Origin of the sequence: Glycomyces algeriensis (genome assembly GCF_027622855.1) — a bacterium.
In the GTDB taxonomy this organism is placed as follows: domain Bacteria; phylum Actinomycetota; class Actinomycetes; order Mycobacteriales; family Micromonosporaceae; genus Glycomyces; species Glycomyces algeriensis.
On record NZ_JAPZVR010000006.1, the window covers coordinates 269,617 to 290,505 of the forward strand.

General features: G+C 70.8%; 22 protein-coding genes and 1 pseudogene. 9 read left to right on the forward strand and 14 right to left on the reverse strand.

Annotation, left to right across the window (positions count from 1 at the left end; all coding sequences use genetic code 11):
• Position 1: 1 nt before the first annotated feature.
• From O2L52_RS13850 to O2L52_RS13880, 7 genes are all read right to left on the reverse strand, one after another.
• Entirely contained in the window at positions 2–283 is a 282-nt protein-coding gene (locus tag O2L52_RS13850; protein ID WP_270116171.1) for a F0F1 ATP synthase subunit epsilon, read from the reverse strand.
• A gap of 164 nt (positions 284–447) precedes the next feature.
• A complete protein-coding gene (locus O2L52_RS13855; protein ID WP_030144656.1) occupies positions 448–1,125 on the reverse strand; it encodes a Crp/Fnr family transcriptional regulator in 678 nt (225 codons plus the stop codon).
• 304 nt (positions 1,126–1,429) lie between these two features.
• Positions 1,430–2,626, reverse strand: a complete 1,197-nt coding sequence (locus tag O2L52_RS13860) for a MarP family serine protease (RefSeq protein WP_270116172.1) — start codon at positions 2,624–2,626, stop codon at positions 1,430–1,432.
• 11 nt (positions 2,627–2,637) lie between these two features.
• The gene (locus O2L52_RS13865; RefSeq protein WP_270116173.1) at positions 2,638–3,291 is read right to left on the reverse strand and encodes an NUDIX hydrolase; all 654 of its coding nucleotides are present in this window, start codon (positions 3,289–3,291) and stop codon (positions 2,638–2,640) included.
• A complete protein-coding gene (locus O2L52_RS13870; protein WP_270116174.1) occupies positions 3,288–3,848 on the reverse strand; it encodes a TlpA family protein disulfide reductase in 561 nt (186 codons plus the stop codon). The genes O2L52_RS13865 and O2L52_RS13870 overlap by 4 nt, the downstream gene beginning before the upstream one ends.
• Positions 3,845–4,609, reverse strand: coding sequence for an endonuclease III (nth, locus tag O2L52_RS13875; protein ID WP_270116175.1), 765 nt, complete (start codon positions 4,607–4,609; stop codon positions 3,845–3,847). The genes O2L52_RS13870 and nth overlap by 4 nt, the downstream gene beginning before the upstream one ends.
• Entirely contained in the window at positions 4,606–5,703 is a 1,098-nt protein-coding gene (locus O2L52_RS13880) for a S8 family serine peptidase (protein ID WP_270116176.1), read from the reverse strand. The genes nth and O2L52_RS13880 overlap by 4 nt, the downstream gene beginning before the upstream one ends.
• 282 nt (positions 5,704–5,985) lie before the next feature.
• Here O2L52_RS13880 and O2L52_RS13885 point away from each other — a divergent pair, with 282 nt between their 5' ends.
• On the forward strand, positions 5,986–8,460 hold the full coding sequence (locus O2L52_RS13885; RefSeq protein ID WP_270116178.1) for an SseB family protein: 2,475 nt from the start codon (positions 5,986–5,988) through the stop codon (positions 8,458–8,460).
• Entirely contained in the window at positions 8,457–8,822 is a 366-nt protein-coding gene (locus O2L52_RS13890) for a hypothetical protein (protein ID WP_344473611.1), read from the forward strand. Before O2L52_RS13885 ends, O2L52_RS13890 begins: the two co-directional genes overlap by 4 nt.
• 95 nt (positions 8,823–8,917) lie before the next feature.
• On the opposite strand, the gene O2L52_RS13895 is transcribed toward O2L52_RS13890, so the two are convergent.
• Positions 8,918–9,094, reverse strand: coding sequence for a hypothetical protein (locus O2L52_RS13895; RefSeq protein WP_270116181.1), 177 nt, complete (start codon positions 9,092–9,094; stop codon positions 8,918–8,920).
• Between the two features lie 13 nt (positions 9,095–9,107).
• Between O2L52_RS13895 and O2L52_RS13900 the strand changes: the two genes are divergently transcribed.
• Genes O2L52_RS13900 through O2L52_RS13910 form a run of 3 tightly spaced genes read left to right on the forward strand, consistent with a single transcriptional unit; the run spans position 9,108 to position 12,159 of the window.
• Positions 9,108–10,262, forward strand: a complete 1,155-nt coding sequence (locus tag O2L52_RS13900; RefSeq protein ID WP_270116182.1) for a Gfo/Idh/MocA family protein — start codon at positions 9,108–9,110, stop codon at positions 10,260–10,262.
• Positions 10,259–11,350, forward strand: a complete 1,092-nt coding sequence (locus tag O2L52_RS13905; RefSeq protein ID WP_270116183.1) for a dihydrodipicolinate synthase family protein — start codon at positions 10,259–10,261, stop codon at positions 11,348–11,350. The genes O2L52_RS13900 and O2L52_RS13905 overlap by 4 nt, the downstream gene beginning before the upstream one ends.
• Complete coding sequence (locus O2L52_RS13910) at positions 11,347–12,159, forward strand: sugar phosphate isomerase/epimerase family protein (RefSeq protein WP_270116184.1); 813 nt, start codon at positions 11,347–11,349, stop codon at positions 12,157–12,159. Before O2L52_RS13905 ends, O2L52_RS13910 begins: the two co-directional genes overlap by 4 nt.
• A gap of 146 nt (positions 12,160–12,305) precedes the next feature.
• On the opposite strand, the gene O2L52_RS13915 is transcribed toward O2L52_RS13910, so the two are convergent.
• Positions 12,306–12,980: a class F sortase gene (locus O2L52_RS13915; protein ID WP_270116185.1), complete on the reverse strand. Its 675-nt coding sequence runs from the start codon at positions 12,978–12,980 to the stop codon at positions 12,306–12,308.
• Between the two features lie 64 nt (positions 12,981–13,044).
• Positions 13,045–13,521 carry a hypothetical protein gene (locus O2L52_RS13920; protein WP_270116186.1) on the reverse strand — a complete coding sequence of 159 codons (477 nt, stop codon included), beginning with the start codon at positions 13,519–13,521 and terminating at the stop codon, positions 13,045–13,047.
• Positions 13,522–13,778: 257 nt separating this feature from the next.
• On the opposite strand from O2L52_RS13920, the pseudogene O2L52_RS13925 reads away from it, so the two are divergent.
• The 3 genes and pseudogenes from O2L52_RS13925 to O2L52_RS13935 form a co-directional block, all read left to right on the forward strand.
• Positions 13,779–14,210: pseudogene (locus tag O2L52_RS13925) on the forward strand (4Fe-4S binding protein); the annotation flags it as partial.
• Between the two features lie 26 nt (positions 14,211–14,236).
• On the forward strand, positions 14,237–14,770 hold the full coding sequence (locus tag O2L52_RS13930) for an NADH-quinone oxidoreductase subunit J family protein (RefSeq protein ID WP_270116188.1): 534 nt from the start codon (positions 14,237–14,239) through the stop codon (positions 14,768–14,770).
• Positions 14,771–14,791: 21 nt separating this feature from the next.
• A complete protein-coding gene (locus O2L52_RS13935) occupies positions 14,792–16,435 on the forward strand; it encodes a DUF885 domain-containing protein (protein WP_270116189.1) in 1,644 nt (547 codons plus the stop codon).
• 108 nt (positions 16,436–16,543) lie between these two features.
• On the opposite strand, the gene O2L52_RS13940 is transcribed toward O2L52_RS13935, so the two are convergent.
• Positions 16,544–17,425, reverse strand: a complete 882-nt coding sequence (locus O2L52_RS13940; protein ID WP_270116190.1) for a CHAD domain-containing protein — start codon at positions 17,423–17,425, stop codon at positions 16,544–16,546.
• Positions 17,426–17,559: 134 nt separating this feature from the next.
• Positions 17,560–18,699: a lytic polysaccharide monooxygenase auxiliary activity family 9 protein gene (locus tag O2L52_RS13945; RefSeq protein WP_270116191.1), complete on the reverse strand. Its 1,140-nt coding sequence runs from the start codon at positions 18,697–18,699 to the stop codon at positions 17,560–17,562.
• A gap of 189 nt (positions 18,700–18,888) precedes the next feature.
• Between O2L52_RS13945 and O2L52_RS13950 the strand changes: the two genes are divergently transcribed.
• Positions 18,889–19,338, forward strand: a complete 450-nt coding sequence (locus O2L52_RS13950; RefSeq protein WP_270116192.1) for a peroxiredoxin — start codon at positions 18,889–18,891, stop codon at positions 19,336–19,338.
• Between the two features lie 88 nt (positions 19,339–19,426).
• Here O2L52_RS13950 and rdgB read toward each other — a convergent pair whose 3' ends face one another.
• The gene (gene rdgB, locus O2L52_RS13955) at positions 19,427–20,011 is read right to left on the reverse strand and encodes an RdgB/HAM1 family non-canonical purine NTP pyrophosphatase (RefSeq protein ID WP_270116193.1); all 585 of its coding nucleotides are present in this window, start codon (positions 20,009–20,011) and stop codon (positions 19,427–19,429) included.
• Positions 20,008–20,736, reverse strand: a complete 729-nt coding sequence (gene rph, locus O2L52_RS13960) for a ribonuclease PH (protein ID WP_270116194.1) — start codon at positions 20,734–20,736, stop codon at positions 20,008–20,010. The genes rdgB and rph overlap by 4 nt, the downstream gene beginning before the upstream one ends.
• Positions 20,737–20,889: the final 153 nt, after the last annotated feature.

The following is a 20,889-nucleotide window of genomic DNA, read 5'->3' on the forward strand; positions in this document are numbered from 1 at the left end:
GTTATGCCGAAGCGGGGGCGACCGCCTCGGCGGTCTCGGCGAGGATGGTGACCCCGTCGGTGGTCACCGACAGGAAGCCGCCCTCGATCTGCCAGGCCAGTTCGCCGCCGTCGACCGGCTGCACCCTCACGGTGCTGTCGATCTGCAGCTCGCCCAGCAGGGGTTGGTGGTTCGGGAGGATTCCCAGTTCGCCTTCGGTGGTGCGCGCGTACACGGCCTTGGCCGTTCCGGACCACACTTTCGAGTCGACTGCTACGACTTCGACGTTCAGTTGCCCTGCCACAACGCTCCTTCGCAGACTCCGGGATGGTTACCGGAAGTCTAGACGGACGCGGGTGCGAACGTCGAATCGCCCAAGGGCGGGGGACGGGGTGATCACCCGCACTGACCGGGGGAAGGAAGAAGGCCCCCGGCGATGCCGGGGGCCTGCAAGTTCACACTTGGGCGTTACACGCGGGCGCGCCGAGCCAACCGCTCGGGGTCCATGATGATGACGCTCTTGCCGTCCAGGCGCAGCCAGCCGCGGCCGGCGAAGTCGGCGAGGGCCTTGTTCACGGTCTCGCGGGAGGCGCCGACCAGCTGGGCGAGCTCTTCCTGCGTGAGGTCGTGGGTGACGCGGAGGACGCCGCCGTCGCGGGTGCCGAAGCGGCTCGCCATGTGCAGGAGGGCCTTCGCGACCCGACCGGGGACGTCGGTGAAGATGAGGTCCGCCATCGAGTCGTTCGTGCGACGCAGCCGGCGTGCTATCACCCGGAGCAGCTGCTCGGCGATCTCGGGCCGGTTGGCCAGCCAGGGGCGCAACGCGGTCTTCGACAGGCGGGCCAGGCGGGTGTCGGTCAAGGCGGTGGCGGTGGCGGTGCGGGGACCGGGGTCGAACAGCGCGAGCTCGCCGACCATGTCGGACGGGCCCATGACCGCGATCAGGTTCTGGCGGCCGTCGGCTGAGCGGCGGCCCAGCTTCACCTTCCCGGACATGACGATGTACAGACTGTCACCCGGCTCGTTCTCGGTGAAGACGGTCTGGCCCTTGTTGACGTCGATGTACTCCATCTCTTTGATGAGCGACTCGACAGCTTCGGGGTCTACGCCCTTGAACAGGGCGGCCCTGGCCAATACATCTTCCATGTCCGTTCGCACCTTTCTTCAACGCACCGCTAGTGCAAGTACTGAGTCTATGCCTCTTGTCCGCATTGCGGGAGCGAGACCCCCGTAAATCCACATGCGCACGTTCGCGCCGGAATCGACATTCGTATCCGAATGAATGCGCTCCGTCGGTTCCGAGCGTCACCCCGAGAGGCTCACCACGCCGTCTCAGCAGGGTGTACGTTCCGGAAAACGGAAAGCGTCGACAGCGACCGGTACAGCCTACCTGCAATGTGACGCCACGCCCAGTATCAGGCAATGGCGTAATTCCACAGGAACCCACAGATCAGGTGCAGGATCCGGTGCCGACGGGGCCCGAAGCGGTGCGCCCCGCGTCCAGGACAGGCGCGGACTCGTCCATGGTGAGCGCGTAACCGGTCTCGGGGTCGTCGATCGCGGCGGCGAAGATGACTCCGATCACCTCGCCCTGCGGGTTGAGCAGGGGGCCGCCGGAATTACCGCCGATGATCTGCGCGTAGAGCTGGTAGACCTCGCGGGTCACGGTCCCCGAGTCGTAGATGTCGGGGCCGGTGACGATGCGCGCCTCGCGGATGCGGGCGGCGGTCGCCGTGTACGGGCCGCCGCCGGGGTAGCCGAGGACGATCGCGTCGTCGCCGGAGGCGGCGGTGTCGGACTCGAGGGGGAGCGGTTCGGCGTCGAGTTCGGGGACCGAGAGGATCGCGAGGTCCTTCTCGGGCTCGAACACGACGACCTCGGCGTCGTACAGGTCGCCGTCGGACTCGACCTGGACCTGCTCGGTGCCGGCGACGACGTGCGCGTTCGTGGCGACGAGGCCGTCGGCGTAGACGAAGCTGGAGCCCTCGATCTGGCGGTCGCACGAGGGGGCGGTGCCGTGGACCTTGAGGACCGAGTCCTCGGAGCCGGTGACCACGCCGGAGGCGGCGAGCTCGGGGTCGGGCGGGTCGACCTCGCGGGCCTCGGTCGGGTCGAGCCCGGAGAACACGTCCGGCATCCCGGAGGTGTTGAGCGCTTCGCGCATCGACTCGTAGACGCCTTTGACGGCCTCGGGCATGTGCTCGTCGATGCCGCTGAGGAGGCTCGAGTTGCGGACGGCGGAGGCGACGGCGGGCATCGAGGAGTTCGCGAGCGGCGCGGCCGCGACCCAGGTGACCAGGAGGACGGCGACGACGGAGACGAGCGGGCCGGCGAGGTGGTCGAGCCGCTTCGAGCCGTCCGTGCGCAGCCGCCTGCGGAGCTTGTAGCCGATGGAGGTGGCGATGGCCATGCCGCCCAAGGCGAGTGCGAAGACGACGAGGAGCGAGGCGACGAGCTTCGCGAGGGCCTCGGTGTAGAAGTCGGCCGCGAACGGCGCGAGCTGGGTGCCGAGGATGGCGCCGCCGAGGAAGCCGAAGAAGGTGGTCGCGGAGGCGATGAACCCCTCGCGGTAGCCGTTGACGGCGAACAGGAGCGCCAGCAGCACGATGACGACGTCGACGAGGAGTCCGGCAGTGGTCGGCTCCATGCGCCCTCCGTTCAGTGCCGTTCGAGCTCCATCAGCCGTTCGGCGTCCCAGGGGCGGGCCCAGCCGCCCAGGTCCAGCAGCCACGACAGTACCCCGGCGGTGAAGCCCCAAATCAAGGGCACGCCAGCGATCTGGAAGCCCGGGCCGCTGCGGCCGGAGGGGAACGGGACGGTGCCGCGCGAGGCCGGGTCGGCCAGGAGCGGCAGCGGGACCTGATGCGCGGCGGCCACTTCGGAGGCCGCCTGCGGTGCGACCAGGTGTGGGCGCGTCCACAGGGCGAGCACGGGCGTGACCGCGAAGCCGGACACCGGGATCCAGAGTTTCGGGAGCGAGGGGCCGACGGCCACCGACGCCGGGTCGACCGCGAGCTCCTCGGCAGCCTCGCGCAGTGCGGTCGCCGCCGCGTCGGCGTCGCCGGGCTCGGTGCCGCCGCCCGGGAACGCGACCTCGCCCGGGTGGTGGCGCAGGGTCGCGGCCCGCTGCTGCAGCAGCACCGACGGGCCCTCTTCGCTGTCCTTGAGCAGCACCAGGACTGAGGCGGTGCGGGCGTCCGCCTCCTGGTACGGCTGCAGGTGGTCGGCGATCACGCGCATCACGGTGGGCGGCTCGGCCTCGGCCGCGGCCTTGAGCAGCGGCGGCCACCAGTCGGGTCGGGGACCGCTCATGCGAGCTCCAGACCGAACGCGGCCTCGGCGGTCTCGACCATCGCCTCGGTGGTGACGCCCGGTTCGGCCACGACCTCGGCCACCGTGCCGTCCGGGTTCACGTACGCCATGCCCGGCAGCCCCGGCACGCCGAGCCCGATGCGAACGGCCTCATCGGGATCGAACACGGAGGGGAACGTCATCCCGAACGACTCGGCGAACGAGCGCCCCACGTCCCGGGTGTCGGCGGTGTCCACGCCGAGCACGTCGACCTGGTCGCCGTACGCCTGGTAGAACGCCTCGACCTCCGGAGCCTCCGCCTGGCAGGGCCCGCACCAGCTCGCCCACAGGACCACGACCATCGGCTTCGCGCCGGGTCCGACCGCGGTCGCCGCCTCGTCGCCGAGGCAGTCGAGGTCGAGTTCGCCGACCCCGTCGATCGGCGTCGCACCGGAAGGGCACGTGACGGACCAGGTCGGATCGCCCTCGACGGGGACCGACGCGGCGGGGTCCGGCGCCTCGCTCGTGCAGGCCGCCAAGAAGAACAGTGCGGCAGCAGCCGTCAGGAGCCGCTTCACGAGCTCACCGCATGCTCGATGCCCGCAAGCCGAATGAGCTCGTCCACGTTGTCGCCCTTGAGGAGCTTCACCGCTTCGGCCGGGTCCGTGGGGCCCTCGCCGTACGACGGGCAGTGCTTCGCGAGCGTGCACGCGCCGCACGCGGGCTTGCGGGCGATGCAGACCCGGCGGCCGTGAAAGATGATCCGGTGCGAGAACATCGTCCACTCGCGGTGCTCCACGAGCTTCTGCAACTGGTACTCCAGCTTCACGGGGTCTTTGCCGTCGACCAGGCCGAGCCGGTTCGTGATGCGGATCATGTGCGTGTCGACGGTGATGCCCGGGACGCCGAACGCGTTGCCGCGGATGACGTTCGCCGTCTTGCGGCCGATCCCCGGAAGCTTCACCAGGGACTCCATGTCCTCCGGGAGCTTCCCGCCGTGCTGCTCGACCAGCGCCTTCCCCAGGCCCATGATCGACTTCGCCTTGTTCCGGTAGAACCCCGTCGGCCGGATGATCGCCTCGACCTCCTCGGGGTTCGCCTCCGCGTAGTCCTCCGCGGAGCGGTACTTCGCGAACAGCGCCGGCGTCGTCAGGTTCACCCGCACATCCGTGCACTGCGCCGACAGGATCGTCGCCACCGCCAGCTCGAGCGGATTCGTGTAGTCGAGCTCGCAATGCGCGTCCGGGTGGGCCGCAGCGAGGAGGCGGTCGATGACGCGGGCCCGGCGCTTCTTGGCCAGCTCGCTTTCGGTGCCCTTCCGGGCGTCGGCGGCGGTCACCCCGCCATCGTACGCGGGCGCCCCGGCAGCCGGCCGCCTCGCCGCGCGCCCCGCCCGCCTCGCAGGAGCAGCGCGGACACCCCGATCAAGCCCCCGCCGGCGGCCGTCGCCGCCGCACTCAGCACCGGTGAGATCCCCGCCTCGGCGGGCTCCGCCACACGCGGCAGGACCTCCGCCTCGACCGCCGCGGCCGCGTCCACGATCCCTTCGCCCAGCCCCGGCGCGCCCGCCACCGCAGTCTCGGTGAGCGCCCGCCGCACCTGATCGGCGCTCCACTCCGGATGCGCCGAACGCACCAGCGCCGCCGCACCCGACACCACCGCCGACGCGAACGACGTGCCCGTCACCGACTTGTACCCGCCGCCCGGCTTCGGCGCGTACAGGTTCGCGCCCGGCGCCGCCAGGTCCGTCTCCTCGCCCGTCACCGCCGTCCGCCACCGGTCGCCGTGCTCGTCCGCGCCCGTCACCGCCAGCACCTCCGACACCCGCGCCGGGAACCACACGTCCTCGGCCGGCGCCTCCTCGCGCTGGTTCCCCGTGCACGCCACGATCAGCACGTCGTGCTGCTCCGCGTACGCGATCGCCTCCGCGAACGCCGGCGAGTCGTAGTGGCCGCCCAGCGAGAGGTTCACGATGTCCGCGCCGTTGTCCACCGCCCACTCCACGGCCGCGCCCACCATCGCCGAATCGTGGTACCGGTTCTCGTCGTCCAGCACCCGCACCGGCAGGATCTCCGCGTCCGGGGCGACCCCCGGGTACCGCGACTCCGCGCTCCCCGCGATCAGCCCCGCCACCGCCGTGCCGTGCCCCACCGGATCGGCCTGGCCGAACGCCCGCTCGTAGACCGGCCCCGGGTCCGACCCGAACGCCAGCAGCCGCGGCTCCGCGCCCGGATCCACATCGACGTAGCTCCGGCCCGGCAGCACCGAGCCGTCCAGCGCCGGATGGTCCGCATCCACACCCGAGTCGATCACCGCCACCGTGACCCCCGCACCGGTCGCCACCGGCCACGCGTCCGGCGCCCGGACCGCCGAGAGATGCCAGGCGACGGGCGTGGAGGCCCAGCCCGTGTGCGCGGAGAGCAAGAGCGCCAACAGCGTCGAGCACAGGCAGGTGAGAACGAAGCGTGCAGAGCGGTCCCCCATGAGAACCGGATCGTTACACAGCGACAGGCCCACAGCGTGGGAATGACACACGTTCTCCTTTATGAATTCGTTATTCTCGCCCTACTGACGGAAACTTGACAGCGCCCTCGCGTTACGGTGACGATCGCGAGGGGACGCCGCGTTCGCTCGACACGCACGGCGAAGCTTGCGAGCCGTAACTGTGCACCGCCCCGTCCAAGACCGGTAGGGGGGAAGGGCTGAGTGGGATCGATGTGGGAACCCAGTAACGAGATCGAGCACCGCCTCCGCGAGGCGCTGCGAGCCGAGGACCAGGACGGATACTTCCGCATCCTGGCGCAGATCGAACTCGTCCTCCCATTGTCCTATGAGGACTCGAACGGGTCGGGCGCCGACACCTGGGCCACCTGGACCACCGACGACCGCACCCACATCCTCGCCTTCACCTCCGAGACCGCCCTCCAGACCTGCCTGCGCGACAACGCCGGCGCCTCCCGCCGCGTCTCCTTCGCCGCGCTGGCCGAGGCCTGGCCGGACGAGGAGTGGTGGCTCGCCGTCAACCCCGGCCTGCCGATCGAGGGCTACCTCCCGGCCTGGTTCGTGACCCAGGTCGCCCAGGGCATGACCACCGTCCCGGCCGACCCCTCCGAACAGGCGCCTCCCGCCGACCCGTACGGCGACACCTATTCCTCTGGCGCGCAAGCGTCCCCGTTCGCCGCCGCGCAGTCCGACCCGTTCGCGAACCCGATGGCGCCCGCCCCCGAACCGCGCCGCGAGAGCTTCATGCCCCCGGCCCCGCCGGTGCCCGACGTGCCGCCTGCGCCGCGGCGCTCCGCGGACCTGAACGGCACCGCGCAGCAGCAGTCCACCGTCGGCGGCACCACCCCCGCGGGCCTCCCGCTGCGCCAGCCGCCGCGCGACGAGACCCCCGAACCCGACGGATTCAACGGGCACGCCTTCGCGTCCCAGCCGCCGCCCGAGCCCGAGCAGTCCCAGCCCCGCTCGCAGGGATTCGGCTCCCAGCCGCGCGGGACCGGATCGCAGCCGCGCGAGTTCGGCTCGCAGCCGCAGGGCTTCGGCTCCCAGCCGCAGCAGTACTCGCAGCCGCCGGCCGTGCCGACCCCGCAGGCGTTCCCGGCCGACCCGCAGTGGCCGAGCCAGCAGGGCCAGCCGAACCCGCAGGACCAGTGGCCCGACGCGCCGGACTGGCTGCGCGAGCAGCAGCCCGACCCGTCGACGCTGCCGACCCGCGCACCCGCCCCGCCGCACGCCGCGCCCACCCCGTACCCGGCGGGCGAGTCCTTCGGCGGCGCCCCCGCATACGGCGCGCCGACCCCGGCCGCGCCGCAGCGCCAGGCGTTCCAGAGCGGCGGCGACGCGTTCGGCAACGACCCGTTCGGCTCCGCCGCCTTTGACGCCGACGCCGAGGCGCAGCGCTCCGCCGAGTCGTTCGCCTCCATGTCGAGCGCGTTCGGCCGGCGCCCCGCCGACGAACCGCAGCCCAGCGCCCAGCCGCAGGACCAGACCCGGCCCGAGGAGCTCACCGGCGAGGAGGCCGAGCCGCTGCTCGCCGCGGCCGCGTCCTCCGGCGACACCGCCGCGTTCCTCCAGACCCTCCTGTGCGCCAGCGTGATCCTCCCCATCGGGGACCCCGAGGCCGCGCACCTGCGGGTCGGCGACCCGGCGTTCCGGTGGGCCAGCGACATCGTCGACGGCATCATCGGCATCACCGTCTACACCACCATCGAGCGCATGGCCGAGCGCGCGGGCGAGGACACCCCGCACACGATCGTGCCGTTCGGCTGGCTCATCCAGCACTGGCCGGCGCAGGACTACGCGCTGTACGTCAACCCCGGAACCTCCGTGGGCGCCAACATGAGCGGCCCCGAGATCGAGCCGCTCATCAAGTGGGCCGAGGCGAAGGACCTGCTCACCTTCGCCACCGAGATGGAGAAGCGCCAGGCCGCGGCCGCGCGCGCCAACTCGCCGTCGCACAAGGTGCAGCCGGTCCTGTGGCAGAAGACCATCCCGCACCAGCAGGTGCCGTTCTACCTCGAACGCGGCTACGACCGGGTCGGCGGCTTCATCCACCCGGCCGAGGCCGTGGAGCACCTGCGCACCCCCGCGCAGCTGTACCTCGCGCTGGGGCTCATCCGCCTCAACGAGGAGTTCAGCCCCGCCGACGACTCGGTGCACGTCCTCCGCTGGATCGGCTACCGCACCGACCTCTACCCGGTCGCCATGGGCGGCAACGACTACGCGACGGCCGAAGCGCGCGGCGGCACCGTCGTCGAGCCCGGCCCGTTCCGCGGCGACGGGTTCGCGCCCTCCGAGGGCGACGAGCGGATCCCCGAGCACAAGGTCGACTCGGTGCGCCTCCCGCACGGCGCGAAGATCCTCCGGATCGACTCGCGCGGCGAGGTCGCCGAACTCGCGCTCTACGACGCCGACACCCGCGAGTGGACGCCCGTCGACGGCGCGTACTCCCTCGGCCCCGCCGCGATCGAGGCACCGCCGACGCCGGCGCTGCCCGCCGCGCCTTCGGTGCCCGCGCCGAACGGCCCGATGGGCGAGGCGTACGGCTACGACGGCGCCCCTGGATACGACAGCGCACTGGGCGAAGCCTGGGGCGACGCGGACGGCCACTACGACCTCGTGCGCCCCAAGCCCGAGGAGCGGGCCGCGCACGTGCTCGACACCCGCGACCGCGAATGGAAGGACGCCTGATGCGCGACGGCTACATCGCCCGCTGGAAGGGCGCCGAATACGACTCGAGCCCCGACGGCGCCCACGTGCGGCTGTACTCGCCCACGGGCGGCGACGGGTTCGTCGAGGTCGCCGACGGCCGGTTCCGGCGCGGCGTGCCGATCGGCGAGCTCGAGGACTTCTTCTACGTGCGCACCGTCGCCACCTGGCGCGGCGAACCGTTCCTGGTGCTCGGCGCCTCGGGGGAGTGGCTGCGGCTCGAGTACCGCGGCGGACGCAGCGACGTCGCCCGCTCGCTCGGGCTCGAACCGTACGACAACGGCGTGTACCAGATCTGGGCGCCGGCCGAGGAAGTCACCGACATCAGCGAGCAGTACCTCTAAGACCTAGACCACGCAGCGAGCCCCCGGCCGGCCGGGGGCTTTCCGCATGCCCGGGCCAGGGCGAACGCACAGGGCCTGAACATGAAACAAAACTGTCAGGAGACCGCTTTCACATAGGTGTCGTTTGATGTATAGTTCAGGAAAATAAGAAAGCGTTTGCCTTCGTCTTCGGCGGAGTCTGCGAGCCGCACCCCTTCGCGCAGTCCGCGGCGAAGCGCGCGGCCGTACCTCCGCGCATCGCCGGCAAGCGCTTCCGCAGCCATGTTCGGCAAGGAGCACATCCCTATGGCAGAGAGAATCACCGTCGGCATCGCCCTCAACGGGGTGACCGGTCGCATGGGCTACCGGCAGCACCTCGTGCGCTCACTCCTCGCCATCCGCGAGCAGGGCGGCGTCGAGCGCGCCGACGGCAGCGTGATCTGGCCCGAGCTCACCCTGGTCGGCCGCAGCGCCGACAAGCTCGCCGAGATCGCCGGCCGCCACGGCCTCGACAAGTACACGACCAGCCTGGACGAGGCCCTCGGCGACGACAAGATCGACGTCTACTTCGACGCCCTCACCACCCAGCACCGCCTCGCCGCCGTCAACTCGGCCATCAAGGCCGGCAAGCACGTCTACACCGAGAAGCCCATCGCGACCAACCTCGACGACGCCCTCTCCCTGGCCCGCGCCGCCCGCGACGCCGGCGTCAAGAACGGCGCGGTCGCCGACAAGCTGTACCTCCCCGGCCTTCGCAAGCTCAAGCGCCTGGTCGACTCCGGCTTCTTCGGGCGGGTCCTCTCCGTGCGCGGCGAGTTCGGCTACTGGGTCTTCGAAGGCGACTGGCAGGAAGCGCAGCGGCCCTCCTGGAACTACCGCGCCGAAGACGGCGGCGGCATGGTCCTCGACATGTTCCCCCACTGGTCCTACGTCTTCGAGGAGACGTTCGACAAGGTCAAGTCCGTCTCCGCCCACGTCACCACCCACATCCCCGAGCGCTTCGACGAGCAGGGCAAGGCCTACGCCGCCACCGCCGACGACGCCGCGTACGCGATCTTCGAACTCCAGGACGGCACCGTCGTCCAGATGAACTCCTCCTGGGCCACCCGCGTCGACCGCGAGGAGCTCGTCGAGTTCCACGTGGACGGCACCGAGGGCTCCGCCATCGCCGGCCTGCGCAAGGCCCGCGCCCAGCACCGCGCGCACACCCCCAAGCCCGTCTGGAACCCCGACATCGACCAGCCGATCCCCTTCCGGCAGCAGTGGCACGAGGTCCCCGACAACGAGGTCTTCGACAACGGCTTCAAGATCCAGTGGGAGGAGTTCCTGCGCCACGTCGTCGACGACGAGCCGTGGCACCACGACTTCCTCGCCGCCGCCCGCGGCGTCCAGCTGGCCGAGGCCGGCTACCGGTCCGCCCGCGAAGGCCGCCGCATCGAGCTGGAGGACCTGGTCCTGTGACCCGCAAGTTCACCTCACGCGTCATCTACTCCGCGGCCCACGTGGTCGCGGACCCCTTGGCGGACAACGGCCCCGGCCGCCCCGCCCAGGTCGACTGGGACGCCACTCTTCGCTACCGCCGGCACCTGTGGGACCTCGGCCTCGGCATCGCCGACGCCATGGACACCGCCCAGCGCGGGATGGGCCTCGACTGGGAGGCCACGAAGCAGCTCATCCGCCGCTCCGCCGAGGCCGCCGGCCCGGACGACCTCCTCGCCTGCGGCGTCGGCACCGACCAGCTCGCCGCCGCACCGACCACTATGGACGAGATCCGCGCGACCTACCTCGAGCAGCTCGCCGTGGTCGAGGACGCCGGAGCGGGCACGATCCTCATGTGCTCCAGGGCCCTCGCCGCGAGCGCGAAGAGCGCCGACGACTACAAGGCTCTCTACGCCGAGCTCCTCGGCGAGGTCAGCGGCAAGGCGATCCTGCACTGGCTCGGCCCGATGTTCGACCCGTCCCTCGAAGGCTACTGGGGCTCTTCGGACCTCGACGCCGCCGCGGACACGTTCATCGAGATCATCACAGAGAACGCGGCGAAGATCGACGGCATCAAGATGAGCCTCCTCGACGCCGAAGCGGAGATCGCGGTGCGCCGCAGGCTCCCCGCAGGGGTCCGCTGCTACACCGGCGACGACTTCAACTACCCGCGCCTCATCGCCGGCGACGAGTTCGGTCACTCCGACGCGCTCCTCGGCATCTTCGACCCGCTCGCGCCGCTCGCCTCCAAGGCCGTGCAGCGCTTGGACGAGGGCGACATCGCCGGCTTCCACGCGATCCTCGACCCCACGGTGCCGTTGGCGCGCAAGGTCTTCGAGGCCCCCACATTCAACTACAAGACCGGCGTCGTGTTCCTCGCGTGGCTCTCGGGCCACCAGGACCACTTCAAGATGGTCGGCGGCCTCGAATCGGCCCGGTCCATCAAGCACTTCGGCGAGATCGTGGACCTCGCCCTCGAAGTGGACCTCTTCCCGGACGAGGCGCTCGCCATCGACCGCTTCAACGCCCTGCTCAAGGTCGCGGGCCAGCCGAAGCGGACCCTCGCATGAGCATCATGGAGCGATTCTCCTTCAACCACGCCACCGCGAAGTTCTGGGACCAGCGGGAGGCCGTCGAAGCCTGCGCCCGCACCGGTTCCGGGATCGGCCTGTGGCGCGAACCGGTGCAGGAGGCCGGCCTCGAGGCGAGCGCGAAGCTCGTCGAGGACTTCGGCGTCCAGGTCACCAGCCTGTGCCGGGCCGGGTTCTTCACCGACCCGACCGAGGCCGCCCTCGCGGACAACCGCAAGGCGATCGACGAGGCCGCCGCGATCGGCTCCCCGACGCTCGTGCTCGTCTCGGGCCCGATCCAGCCGGGCGGCACCATCGACAGCGCCCGCGAAGGCGTGAAGACGGCCCTGGCCGAACTCGCGCCGTACGCGCTCGAGCAGGGCGTGACGCTCGCGATCGAGCCGCTGCACCCGATGTTCGCCTCGGACCGGTGCGTGGTGGCCACGCTGAAGGAGTCGCTCGACCTGGCCGCGCCGTTCGACCCGGCCGCCGTCGGCGTCGTGGTCGACACGTACCACATCTGGTGGGACCCGGAGGTGTGGAACGGGATCGAGCGCGCCGGCGCCGAAGGGCGCATCGCCTCGTTCCAGCTCGCCGACTGGGTCACCCCGCTCCCGGCGGGGGTCCTCACCGGACGCGGGCAGCTCGGCGACGGCTGCATCGAGATGCGCCGCTACCTGGACGCGGTGGACGCCACCGGGTTCGACGGCCCGATCGAGGTCGAACTCTTCAACGACGCGCTCTGGGCCCGCCCGGGCGCGGAGGTCTTCGAGGAGACCAGGGCCGCTTTCGAGCGGGTCCTGCGATAGGCGCCGCGGGCGCGGACCGGCAGGTTGGACAGGCCGGACCCCGCGCCCGCGGACGAGCCCCCCGGAATGCCGCGGGGGCGGGGACGGTTGGGGTCAAGTACTCCGTCCCCGCCTCCGCGGTCGGCTTTCCGGGGGCGGGCGGACGCTCAGTCCTTGAAGTGGTCGCGGCCGTTCAGCGGCCGGGCGCGGTCCTTCGCAGTGGCGTCGCGGTGGCCGGTGTAGGTCGCGAAGACCACGAGGTTCTCGGTGTAGTCGCCGGACTCCCGGTCGAACGCGCCGCCGCAGGTGATCAGGCGCAGGGCCGGTTGGGGCTCGATGCCGAAGACCTCTTCGTACGGCAGGCGCCGCTTCGCGTAGGACTCGATCGCGGTCACCTCGAACGCGACCACGATGCCGTCCCCACGGGTGACCTCGATGCGGTCGCCCTCCTCGATTTCCTTGAGCGGGAAGAACACCGCGGGCCCGGAGCGCTCGGTGTCCACATGCCCCATGAGGACCGCGGGGCCGAACTCGCCGGGCGTGGGGCCGGTCTCGAACCAGCCGGCCTCATGGGGCCGCCACATCCGGGGGACCTCGAAGTTCCCCTCGTAGTCGAGGCCGAGCGCGGTGAGCGGAGCGTGGACGCCGACCGCGCCGATGTCGACGCGCGTCGGCTCGGAGCGGTCGAGCCAGGTGCCGCCCGCGGGGTCGGCGACGGCGAACGGGTCGTCGTGGAACGGGCTCCCGAAGTGCGGCATCCGGAACGCCGGCACGGGGACGACGCTGCCGAGCATGAGCCCGAGGCCCCCGGCGAGCACGAACGAGAGGACGACAGCGGCCACCGGCCGGAACGCGGGTTCCGGCCGGTGGACGGGCCGTTCTCGGGTCGGTGCCCCGCCCGCCGGTTCAGACGGCGGGGACATTGCTGCGGCGCCTGAGCAGCCAGAGCCCGGCCGCGGCGATCAGCACCGCGGCGGCGCCCGTCCACAGGACCGCCGTGGCCGCCTCCGAGGCCGTCGAGCCGCCGCCGGTGGCCGCGCCGGTTCCCGAGGTCACCGTGAACTTCGTCGATGACGTGTCGGAACCGCAGGTCACCGTCACCGTGTACACCCCGGGCTTCATCTTCTCCGTGACGGTGAAGCTGCCCTGCGCGTTGTTGTTGTTCTTCGGCAGCTTGAAGCTCGTGTCGGTGTTCTCGACATCGCCGGTCGCGTCCAGGTCGCAGTTCGCAGCGAGGACGTCCACACGGGTGCCCGTGGCGCCCGCCGTCGGCGAGAGTGTGACCGTGATGGCCGCGTTCGCCGGAGCGGCGCTGGTCAGCACGAGCGCGGCGCTGAGACTCAGCGCGGCGAGCATCCCTCGGATGGGCTGCGTCATTCGCATGGGCACGGTTCCTCCCCGAACGGCGCCGGGTCGCACCCGGCACGTGACGTGTCAATGGCTCACGGTAACGGCTCTTGTGGACGCGGAAGGCGGTTTCAAGGGAAAACCGGCACGCCCGGCCACGCCTGGCGAGTCGGGAATCGGACAGCCTGCTCCGGGAAGCGGACGAGGCTCAGCTGCGAAGCGGGCGGACAATTCAGCCGCGAAGCGCGGCTCGAGGTCTGGAATACTTCGGCCGCATCTGCCACGATGAGGGGATGAGGCTTCCCGGGAGCGGTCTGGTCAGCGGTCTCGCCGCGACCGCGCGCACCGCCGCGCGCCGCACGGTCACCAGCCAGTACCCGGAGCACGAGCCGGAACTGCCCGAGCGCACCCGGGGCGTGATCGCCCTGCACGAACCGAACTGCACCTCCTGCATGCTGTGCGCCCGCGAATGCCCCGACTGGTGCATCTACATCGACTCCCACAAGGAGACCGTCGAGGTCGAAGGCGCCGCCCGGCCGCGCCAGGTGAACGTCCTCGACCGCTTCGACATCGACTTCTCGCTGTGCATGTACTGCGGGATCTGCGTCGACGTGTGCCCCTTCGACGCCCTGTTCTGGGCCCCCGACTTCGCGTACGCCGAAGGCGACATCCGGAACCTCCTCCACGACAAGGAGCACCTGGGGGAGTGGATGGGCACCGTCCCGGACGCCGCGAAGCCGGAGGGCGTCGAGTGACGCTGGCCGACGTCCTGCTCCTGGCCTTCGGGCTCCTCTCGCTCGGCGCCGCGCTCGCCGTCGTGACCACGAAGCGGATCGTGCGGGCCGGACTGTGGCTCGCGGTCGCGTTCGCCGGGATCGCCGGGGCCGCGCTCGTGCTCACCGCCGAGTTCCTCGCCTGGGTGCTCGTCCTCGTCTACGTCGGCGCGATCGTCGTGCTGCTGCTCTTCGCGACCATGCTCACCAGGGCCCCGACCGACCCCGCCGACGACCTCGACCGGGCGCGGCTGCCCGGCGCGCTCATCGCCGGCGGCGTGGGGCTCGGCCTCGCGGCCGTCGTCATCGGCGCCTTCGGCTGGACGAAGGCCGGGACCGCCGACCGCGAGAGCGGCGGGGCCGCCGTCATGGGCGAAGCGGTCTTCGCCGACTGGGTGCTGCCGTTCGAAGTCCTGTCGCTCCTGCTGCTCGCGGCCCTGGTCGGAGCGGTCGTCGTCTCCACTCGGACCAGTGGCGCCACTGAACACAATCACGTAACGAAGGATTACTAGCCGCGCGGTAAGCTGGCGCCCATGACCTCACCGATATTCGCACTGGCCGACGAGTACATCACCGCGTACGCCCGGCTGCACCCCATGTTCGCCGGATCCGTCGGCATCAAGGGCGACTTCGGCGTCGCCACCGATTTCGGCCCCGAGGCCGTCGAGGAGCGGGCCGAGCTCGACCGCGACACGCTCGCGAAGCTCAACGCCCTCGCGTCGACCGGCCCCGCCGACGACCTGGCGCGCCTCCACATGGCCGAGCGCCTCAGCGTGAGCGTCGCCCAGCACGAGGCCGGCGAGTGGCGCCGCGCCCTGCGCGTCCCCTACGGCATGCTGCAGAGCCTGGTCGGCTACGTGGACCTCGCGCCGCGCCGCACCGAGAACGACTGGCGGCTCACCGTCTCCCGCATGCGCGCCATCCCCGAGATGCTCGCGACCTGGCGCCAGACGCTCAACGCCGGGATCGAAGCGGGCCAGACGGTCGCCCGCCTCCAGGTGTCCGAAGGCGTCAAGCAGGCCCGCCGCAACGCCGGGACGCGCGTCTTCGACAAGCACGTCCAGGCCTACGGCGACGGCCCCCAGGCCCGCGACCTGCGCGAAGCCGCCGAAGCCGCCTACGGGGCCTTCAACGGCATCGCCGACTACCTCGAGGGCACCTACGCCCCGCACGCCGCCGAGCGCGACGGCGTGGGCGAGGAGCGGTACCTCCTCGCGGCCCGCTCCACCCTCGGCGCGGTCCTCGACCCCCGCGACGCCTACGACTGGGCCTGGGACGAACTGCACCGCATCGAGGACGAGATGGCCGCTGAGGCGGACAAGATCGTCCCCGGCGCCGGGCTCGACGAGGTCATCGCCCACCTGGACGCGACCCAGGCCGTCGGCACCCACGAGGAGTACCTGGCCTGGCTCACCGAGAAGCACCAGGGCGCCCTCGAAGCGCTGAACGGCGTGCACTTCGACATCGACCCGCGCCTGATGAACCTCGACGTGGAGGTCGTGCACGGCTCCTCCGCCGGCTCGGCCTACTACACCGGCCCGAGCGAGGACCTCTCCCGGCCCGGCCGCACCTGGTGGCCGGTCGCCGAGCGCGAGACCTTCCGCATCTGGGGCGAGCTGACCACCGTCTTCCACGAAGGCGTGCCCGGCCACCACCTCCAGATCGGCCAGACCAAGGTCACCGGCGACGGCCTCTCCCGCTTCGCGAAGGTCTTCGGCTCGGTCTCGGGCCACGCCGAGGGCTGGGCGCTCTACGCCGAGCGCCTCTCCGACGAGCTCGGCTGGTTCGCCGACACCGGCAGCCGCCTCGGGATGCTCAAGGGCTCGGCCCTGCGCGCCGCCCGCGTCGTGATCGACATCGGCTGGCACCTCGACCTGCCGCTGCCCGCCGCCGAGGCCAAGCTCCACGGCGAGCGCTGGAACTTCGACACCGCGCTCGAGGTGCTCAAGACCCGCGGCCGCATCGCCGAGCACCGCGCCTACCCGGAGATCGTCCGCTACGCGGGCTGGCCCGGCCAGGCCATCTGCTACAAGCTGGGCGAACGCGCCTGGGTCGACGCCCGCGCCGAGGCGCAGGCCGCCGCCGGCGCCGACTTCGACCTGAAGGCCTGGCACACCCGGGCCCTCAACCTCGGCCCGATCGGCCTCGACAACCTGGCCACGGTGCTGCGCGGGTAGACGCGAACACGGACGGGCCCAAGGCGAAAGCCTTGGGCCCGTTTGCTATTCGGTGGTGTCAGTAATCTGGTGAGCGCGACTTCGTCACCCTTACAAGATCGCTGCTCGCTAGGCCCACCGCTCGACCATGCCCGCTATGGCATTGTCGATCTGCTCGCCCAGCTGCCGCAGATGCTCCTTCTCGAGGCCGGCCAGGCTCGTGGTGAGCCGGTCGGCCCGGTCCGCGCCCGGCAGGCGCAGCAGCCAGTTGCGGGCGATCACCGACTGGCGGTACCGGTCGAGCAGGTGCTCGAGGTCCGCCACCGGGATGACGACGTCCATCGCGGCCTGCCCGAGCGCGGTCGCGGCGGCTTCGGCGAGGTAGTGCGCCTGGCGGGCCGCGATGCGCGTCTCGTCGCGTGCGAGCACGAGGTCGGTGGCGTGGCCGAGTCTGCCGTAGGTGTCGAGCAGGTGCGTCTTGGCCTTCGAGAGGTCGCCCATGAGCGCGGACGCGGGCCTGTCGCCGTCCCGGGTGAGCCGGGCGTGCTCGATGAAGAGCCGCACCTGGCTGAGCAGGACCGCGACCCAGGTCTGCGAGGCGATCCCCTCGGTCTGGCGGTAGGACTCGCGCATCTCGTGCTCAAGGGCCGCATACCATTTCGGGTACTCGGAGGTCTCGAGCGCGAGCTGGTCGAAGCGGTCGGAGAAGTGCACGCGGAGCTTCTCGAGGTCCTCGGTGTGCTTGAGCGCCTCGAGCAGGTGGTCGAGTTCCCGGCTGCGCGGCGGCGTCTCGGTGAACAGGTGCGAGTAGCCGCGGATGACGGTGCGCAGCCGGTGGATGGTGACGCGGACCATCCCGGCGGAGCCGGGCGCCTGCCGCTCGAAGGCCGCTATGGCGCGGTTGAGCGCGTCGACGTGATCGGAGATGTAGGTCTGGACGACGACGCCGGCGCGTGTCGACGCCGTCATCGGCTGCGGGCCGGCGTGTGCCGGCGCTGCGGGTGCTGACATGGCTCCTCCCCCCGGAAGACCTGCTGAGTCAAGTATCCAGCAGCCCTCCGGAGGGAGGAGTCGAAGCGGCGATTATGTCGACGAACGTTCAGGTTTCAGCCCTGTGTTCGTCGTCTCCGCGAATCACCGCGTTGTCACGCGGGCATGCACTCCAGGGTCGGCATCGTCGTCAGGTTGCCGCTGACGTTGAAGCCGAAGCTCGCCGTCCCGCCCGATGCGATCGTCGCGTTCCAGCCGGAGGGTCCGGCCATCTGCATGTCGCCCATCGTGGTGATCGTGGTGTTCCACGAGTCCCTGACGGTGATGCCGGAGTTCGGCGCCCACAGCCAGTGGATCATCCAGTTGCTCATGGTCGAGGGACTGGTGTTCTTGACGGTGATGTTCACGGTCGCGCCGCCGCTCCAGGAGTAGATGGAGGACGTGGCGGTGCAGGTGCCCGTCGGGCCGCCGGTCGGCGTCTCGGTCGGGTCGCCCGTGGGGGTCTCGGAGGTGGGAGGGTCGACCACGCCGCCGTCGTTGCCCGGCAGGTTCGCGCCCGGGCGGATGCCGGTGACCTCGCCGTTGCCGCCGTCGAAGACGACGTCGGAGCAGGCGTAGAAGTTCTCGTTCGAGTCCGAGCGCACCCAGTGCGTGAAGACCATGTGGTAACCGGACTTCTGCGGCAGGGTCAGGTTCGCGTAGTAGTAGTGGTCGTCGCTCCCGGGCCCGCCGTTGGAGGCCGGGTTCGTGAAGGTCTGGAACTTCTCGAGGTCGTCCCAGGCGAGCGGCTGATTCGGGTCCCATCCGTCCTTGGTGATGTACAGGTCGAACTTGCCGGGGTGGTGGGCCCAGTTGTTGTAGCGCCACTCGACGGTGTCGCCGGCGGTCACGTGGGTCTTCGGCCAGTTGCCCGGGTCGTTGAACGCCGAGAAGTCGTACGGGCCGCGGCCGCCGCCGTCGCAGATCTGGCCGTCGGGGATGTACCCGACGGTCTTGCCCGCGCCGTTGGAGTCGAGGTTGCCGAACCAGTTGTAGAACGGGGTGGACCCGCCCTGGTCCAGGGCGGCCTGGCAGGCCTCGTTGTAGGGGTCGAGCTGGCCGCCCCCGCTGAGGCCGTCGAAGTAGCAGAAGTACTGGCGCGAGCCCGGGAAGACCGTGGCGCCGTGGGCCTCGGCCTCGTCTCTGCTGAAGAGGCCTGTGATGGTCATGGCCGTTACGGCGGCCAGGACCATTGACATGACGGCGGCGATTCTGCGGCGTCTGCCGCCGAGTGCCGCCGTGGCGGTGGTGGACATGGAGTTACTCCTCTGCCGGACATGGAGCGCTCCCAACCTGGCCCTCGAGGAGCCAGCGCGATCTCGTGGACTGCTGCTGACAGTATCGTGATATTCGAGTGTATCTATATCTATTGGTGGAACGCAACGGTACCCGGCCGCCCGGCAAGGAACTGCTCGATTCCGGCGCACGCGGATACACTCGGCTCCATGGACACCGGAGACACCGCACCCGCATTCACCCTCGCCGACGAGACCGGAACGCCCCGCAGCCTCGACGAACTCCTCGAGTCCGGCCCCGTCGTGCTCTTCTTCTACCCGCAGGCGATGACCCCGGGCTGCACCGCCGAGGCCTGCCACTTCCGCGACCTCGCCGCCGACTTCCAGGCCGCCGGCGCCACCCCGGTCGGCATCTCCACCGACACGGTCGACCGCCAGGCGGCCTTCGCCGCCAAGCACTCCTTCGGCTACCCGCTCCTGTCCGACCCGGAGGGGAAGATCGCCGAGGCCTTCGACGTGCGCCGCAAGCTCGGCATCGTCGGGACCAAGCGCAAGACCTTCGTCATCGGCGAAGGCCGGACCGTCCTCGGCGCGTTCAAGAGCGAGCTGAACATGAACGCGCACGCGGACAAGGCCCTGGAACTCCTCAAGTCCCGGTAGCGAAAAGAGGCGGCCCTAGGGCCGCCTCGATCCGTTGGTCTATGTGTTGTGGGGCTTCAGATGCCGGTCGCAAGCTCCCGGCCGAGCTTCAGATACCGGTCGCAAGCTCTCTGAACGCCTTGCCCCGGTGGGAGATCGCGTTCTTCTCCCCTGCGGTGAGTTCGGCGCTGGTGCGGTCGAAGCCTTCGGGGGTGAAGAGCGGGTCGTAGCCGAAGCCGTTGGCGCCCTTCGGTTCACGTCCGACGGTCCCGCGCATCTCGCCGTGGACCACGAGCTCGCGCCCGTCGGGCCAGACGATCGCGGCGGCGCAGACGAACTTCGCGCCGCGCAGGCTGTCAGGGACGTCGGCGAGCTGCTCGAGGAGCAGCGCGTTGTTCGCCGCGTCGTCCTTGGCGCTGCCGGCCCAGCGGGCCGAGAGCACTCCGGGCATCCCGTTGAGGGCGTCGACGGCGAGACCGGAGTCGTCGGCGATCGTCGCGAGCCCGGTGTGCTTGACACCGTCGTGGGCCTTGAGCAGCGCGTTCCCCGCGAACGTCAGTTCGGTCTCGGGGGTCTCGGGGTAGTCGGCGACGGCGTTCAGGCCGACGAGCTCGATGTGCGGGGCGGCCTCGGCGAGGATCTCCCGCAGCTCGTCGATCTTCCCGGCGTTGCGGGTGGCGAGGAGGACCCTCATGGCGAGAGCAGGGTCCGGGCCTGGAGGCCGGCGAGTTCCTTGCAGCCCTTGAGAGCCAGGTCCAGCAGCGAGTCGAGCTCGGCGCGGTTGAAGACCGCTTCCTCGCCCGTGCCCTGGACCTCGACGAAGTCGCCTTCGCCGGTGCAGACCACGTTCATGTCGACCGAGGCGGCCACGTCCTCCTCGTAAGGGAGGTCGAGCACCGGCACGCCGTTCACAACGCCGACGCTGATCGCCGCGACCGAGGTCGTCAGGATCTTGTCGGGCTTGCGGGCGATCTTCTGCTCTTTGAGCCAGTCCACGGCGTCGTGCAGGGCCACGTAGGCCCCGGTGATCGCCGCGGTGCGCGTCCCGCCGTCCGCCTGCAGCACATCGCAGTCGAGCGTGATCGTGTTCTCGCCAAGGGCTTTGAAGTCGATGCAGGCGCGCAGGGAGCGGCCGATGAGACGCGAGATCTCATGCGTCCGGCCGCCGATCTTCCCGCGGATCGACTCGCGGTCGGAGCGCGAGTGCGTGGACCGCGGCAGCATCGAGTACTCGGCGGTCACCCACCCCTCGCCGGACCCGCGCCGCCAGCGCGGCACGCCGGGCGTCACCGTCGCGGTGCAGAGCACCCGCGTGCGGCCGAATTCAACGAGCACCGAGCCCTCGGGGTGGTCGGTCCAGGAGCGGGTGAACTTCACGGGGCGCAGCTCATCGGCGGCGCGCTTGTCAGGTCGAGTCATCCCCACCAGACTACGGGACCCCTGACGCGTGTGAAACACTAGTTGCTGCCCATCGCCGGACCACCCGGCACGGCACCCGGCGCATCGGCGACGATGCCGCCGGCCACTGCTGGCGCGAGTGGCGACTGATCCTTCCGATCCGCCGCGCCGCGC

Bases quoted from the DNA above. Each gene is read 5' to 3' on its own strand.
- rdgB (WP_270116193.1), bottom strand. From the start codon at position 20,011: ATGAGGGTCCTCCTCGCCACCCGCAACGCCGGGAAGATCGACGAGCTG.
- O2L52_RS13855 (WP_030144656.1), bottom strand. From the start codon at position 1,125: ATGGAAGATGTATTGGCCAGGGCCGCCCTGTTCAAGGGCGTAGACCCC.
- O2L52_RS13910 (WP_270116184.1), top strand. From the start codon at position 11,347: ATGAGCATCATGGAGCGATTCTCCTTCAACCACGCCACCGCGAAGTTC.
- O2L52_RS13950 (WP_270116192.1), top strand. From the start codon at position 18,889: ATGGACACCGGAGACACCGCACCCGCATTCACCCTCGCCGACGAGACC.
- O2L52_RS13945 (WP_270116191.1), bottom strand. From the start codon at position 18,699: ATGTCCACCACCGCCACGGCGGCACTCGGCGGCAGACGCCGCAGAATC.
- O2L52_RS13865 (WP_270116173.1), bottom strand. From the start codon at position 3,291: ATGAGCGGTCCCCGACCCGACTGGTGGCCGCCGCTGCTCAAGGCCGCG.
- O2L52_RS13885 (WP_270116178.1), top strand. From the start codon at position 5,986: ATGTGGGAACCCAGTAACGAGATCGAGCACCGCCTCCGCGAGGCGCTG.
- O2L52_RS13920 (WP_270116186.1), bottom strand. From the start codon at position 13,521: ATGCGAATGACGCAGCCCATCCGAGGGATGCTCGCCGCGCTGAGTCTC.
- O2L52_RS13935 (WP_270116189.1), top strand. From the start codon at position 14,792: ATGACCTCACCGATATTCGCACTGGCCGACGAGTACATCACCGCGTAC.
- O2L52_RS13940 (WP_270116190.1), bottom strand. From the start codon at position 17,425: ATGTCAGCACCCGCAGCGCCGGCACACGCCGGCCCGCAGCCGATGACG.
- rph (WP_270116194.1), bottom strand. From the start codon at position 20,736: ATGACTCGACCTGACAAGCGCGCCGCCGATGAGCTGCGCCCCGTGAAG.
- O2L52_RS13860 (WP_270116172.1), bottom strand. From the start codon at position 2,626: ATGGAGCCGACCACTGCCGGACTCCTCGTCGACGTCGTCATCGTGCTG.
- O2L52_RS13900 (WP_270116182.1), top strand. From the start codon at position 9,108: ATGGCAGAGAGAATCACCGTCGGCATCGCCCTCAACGGGGTGACCGGT.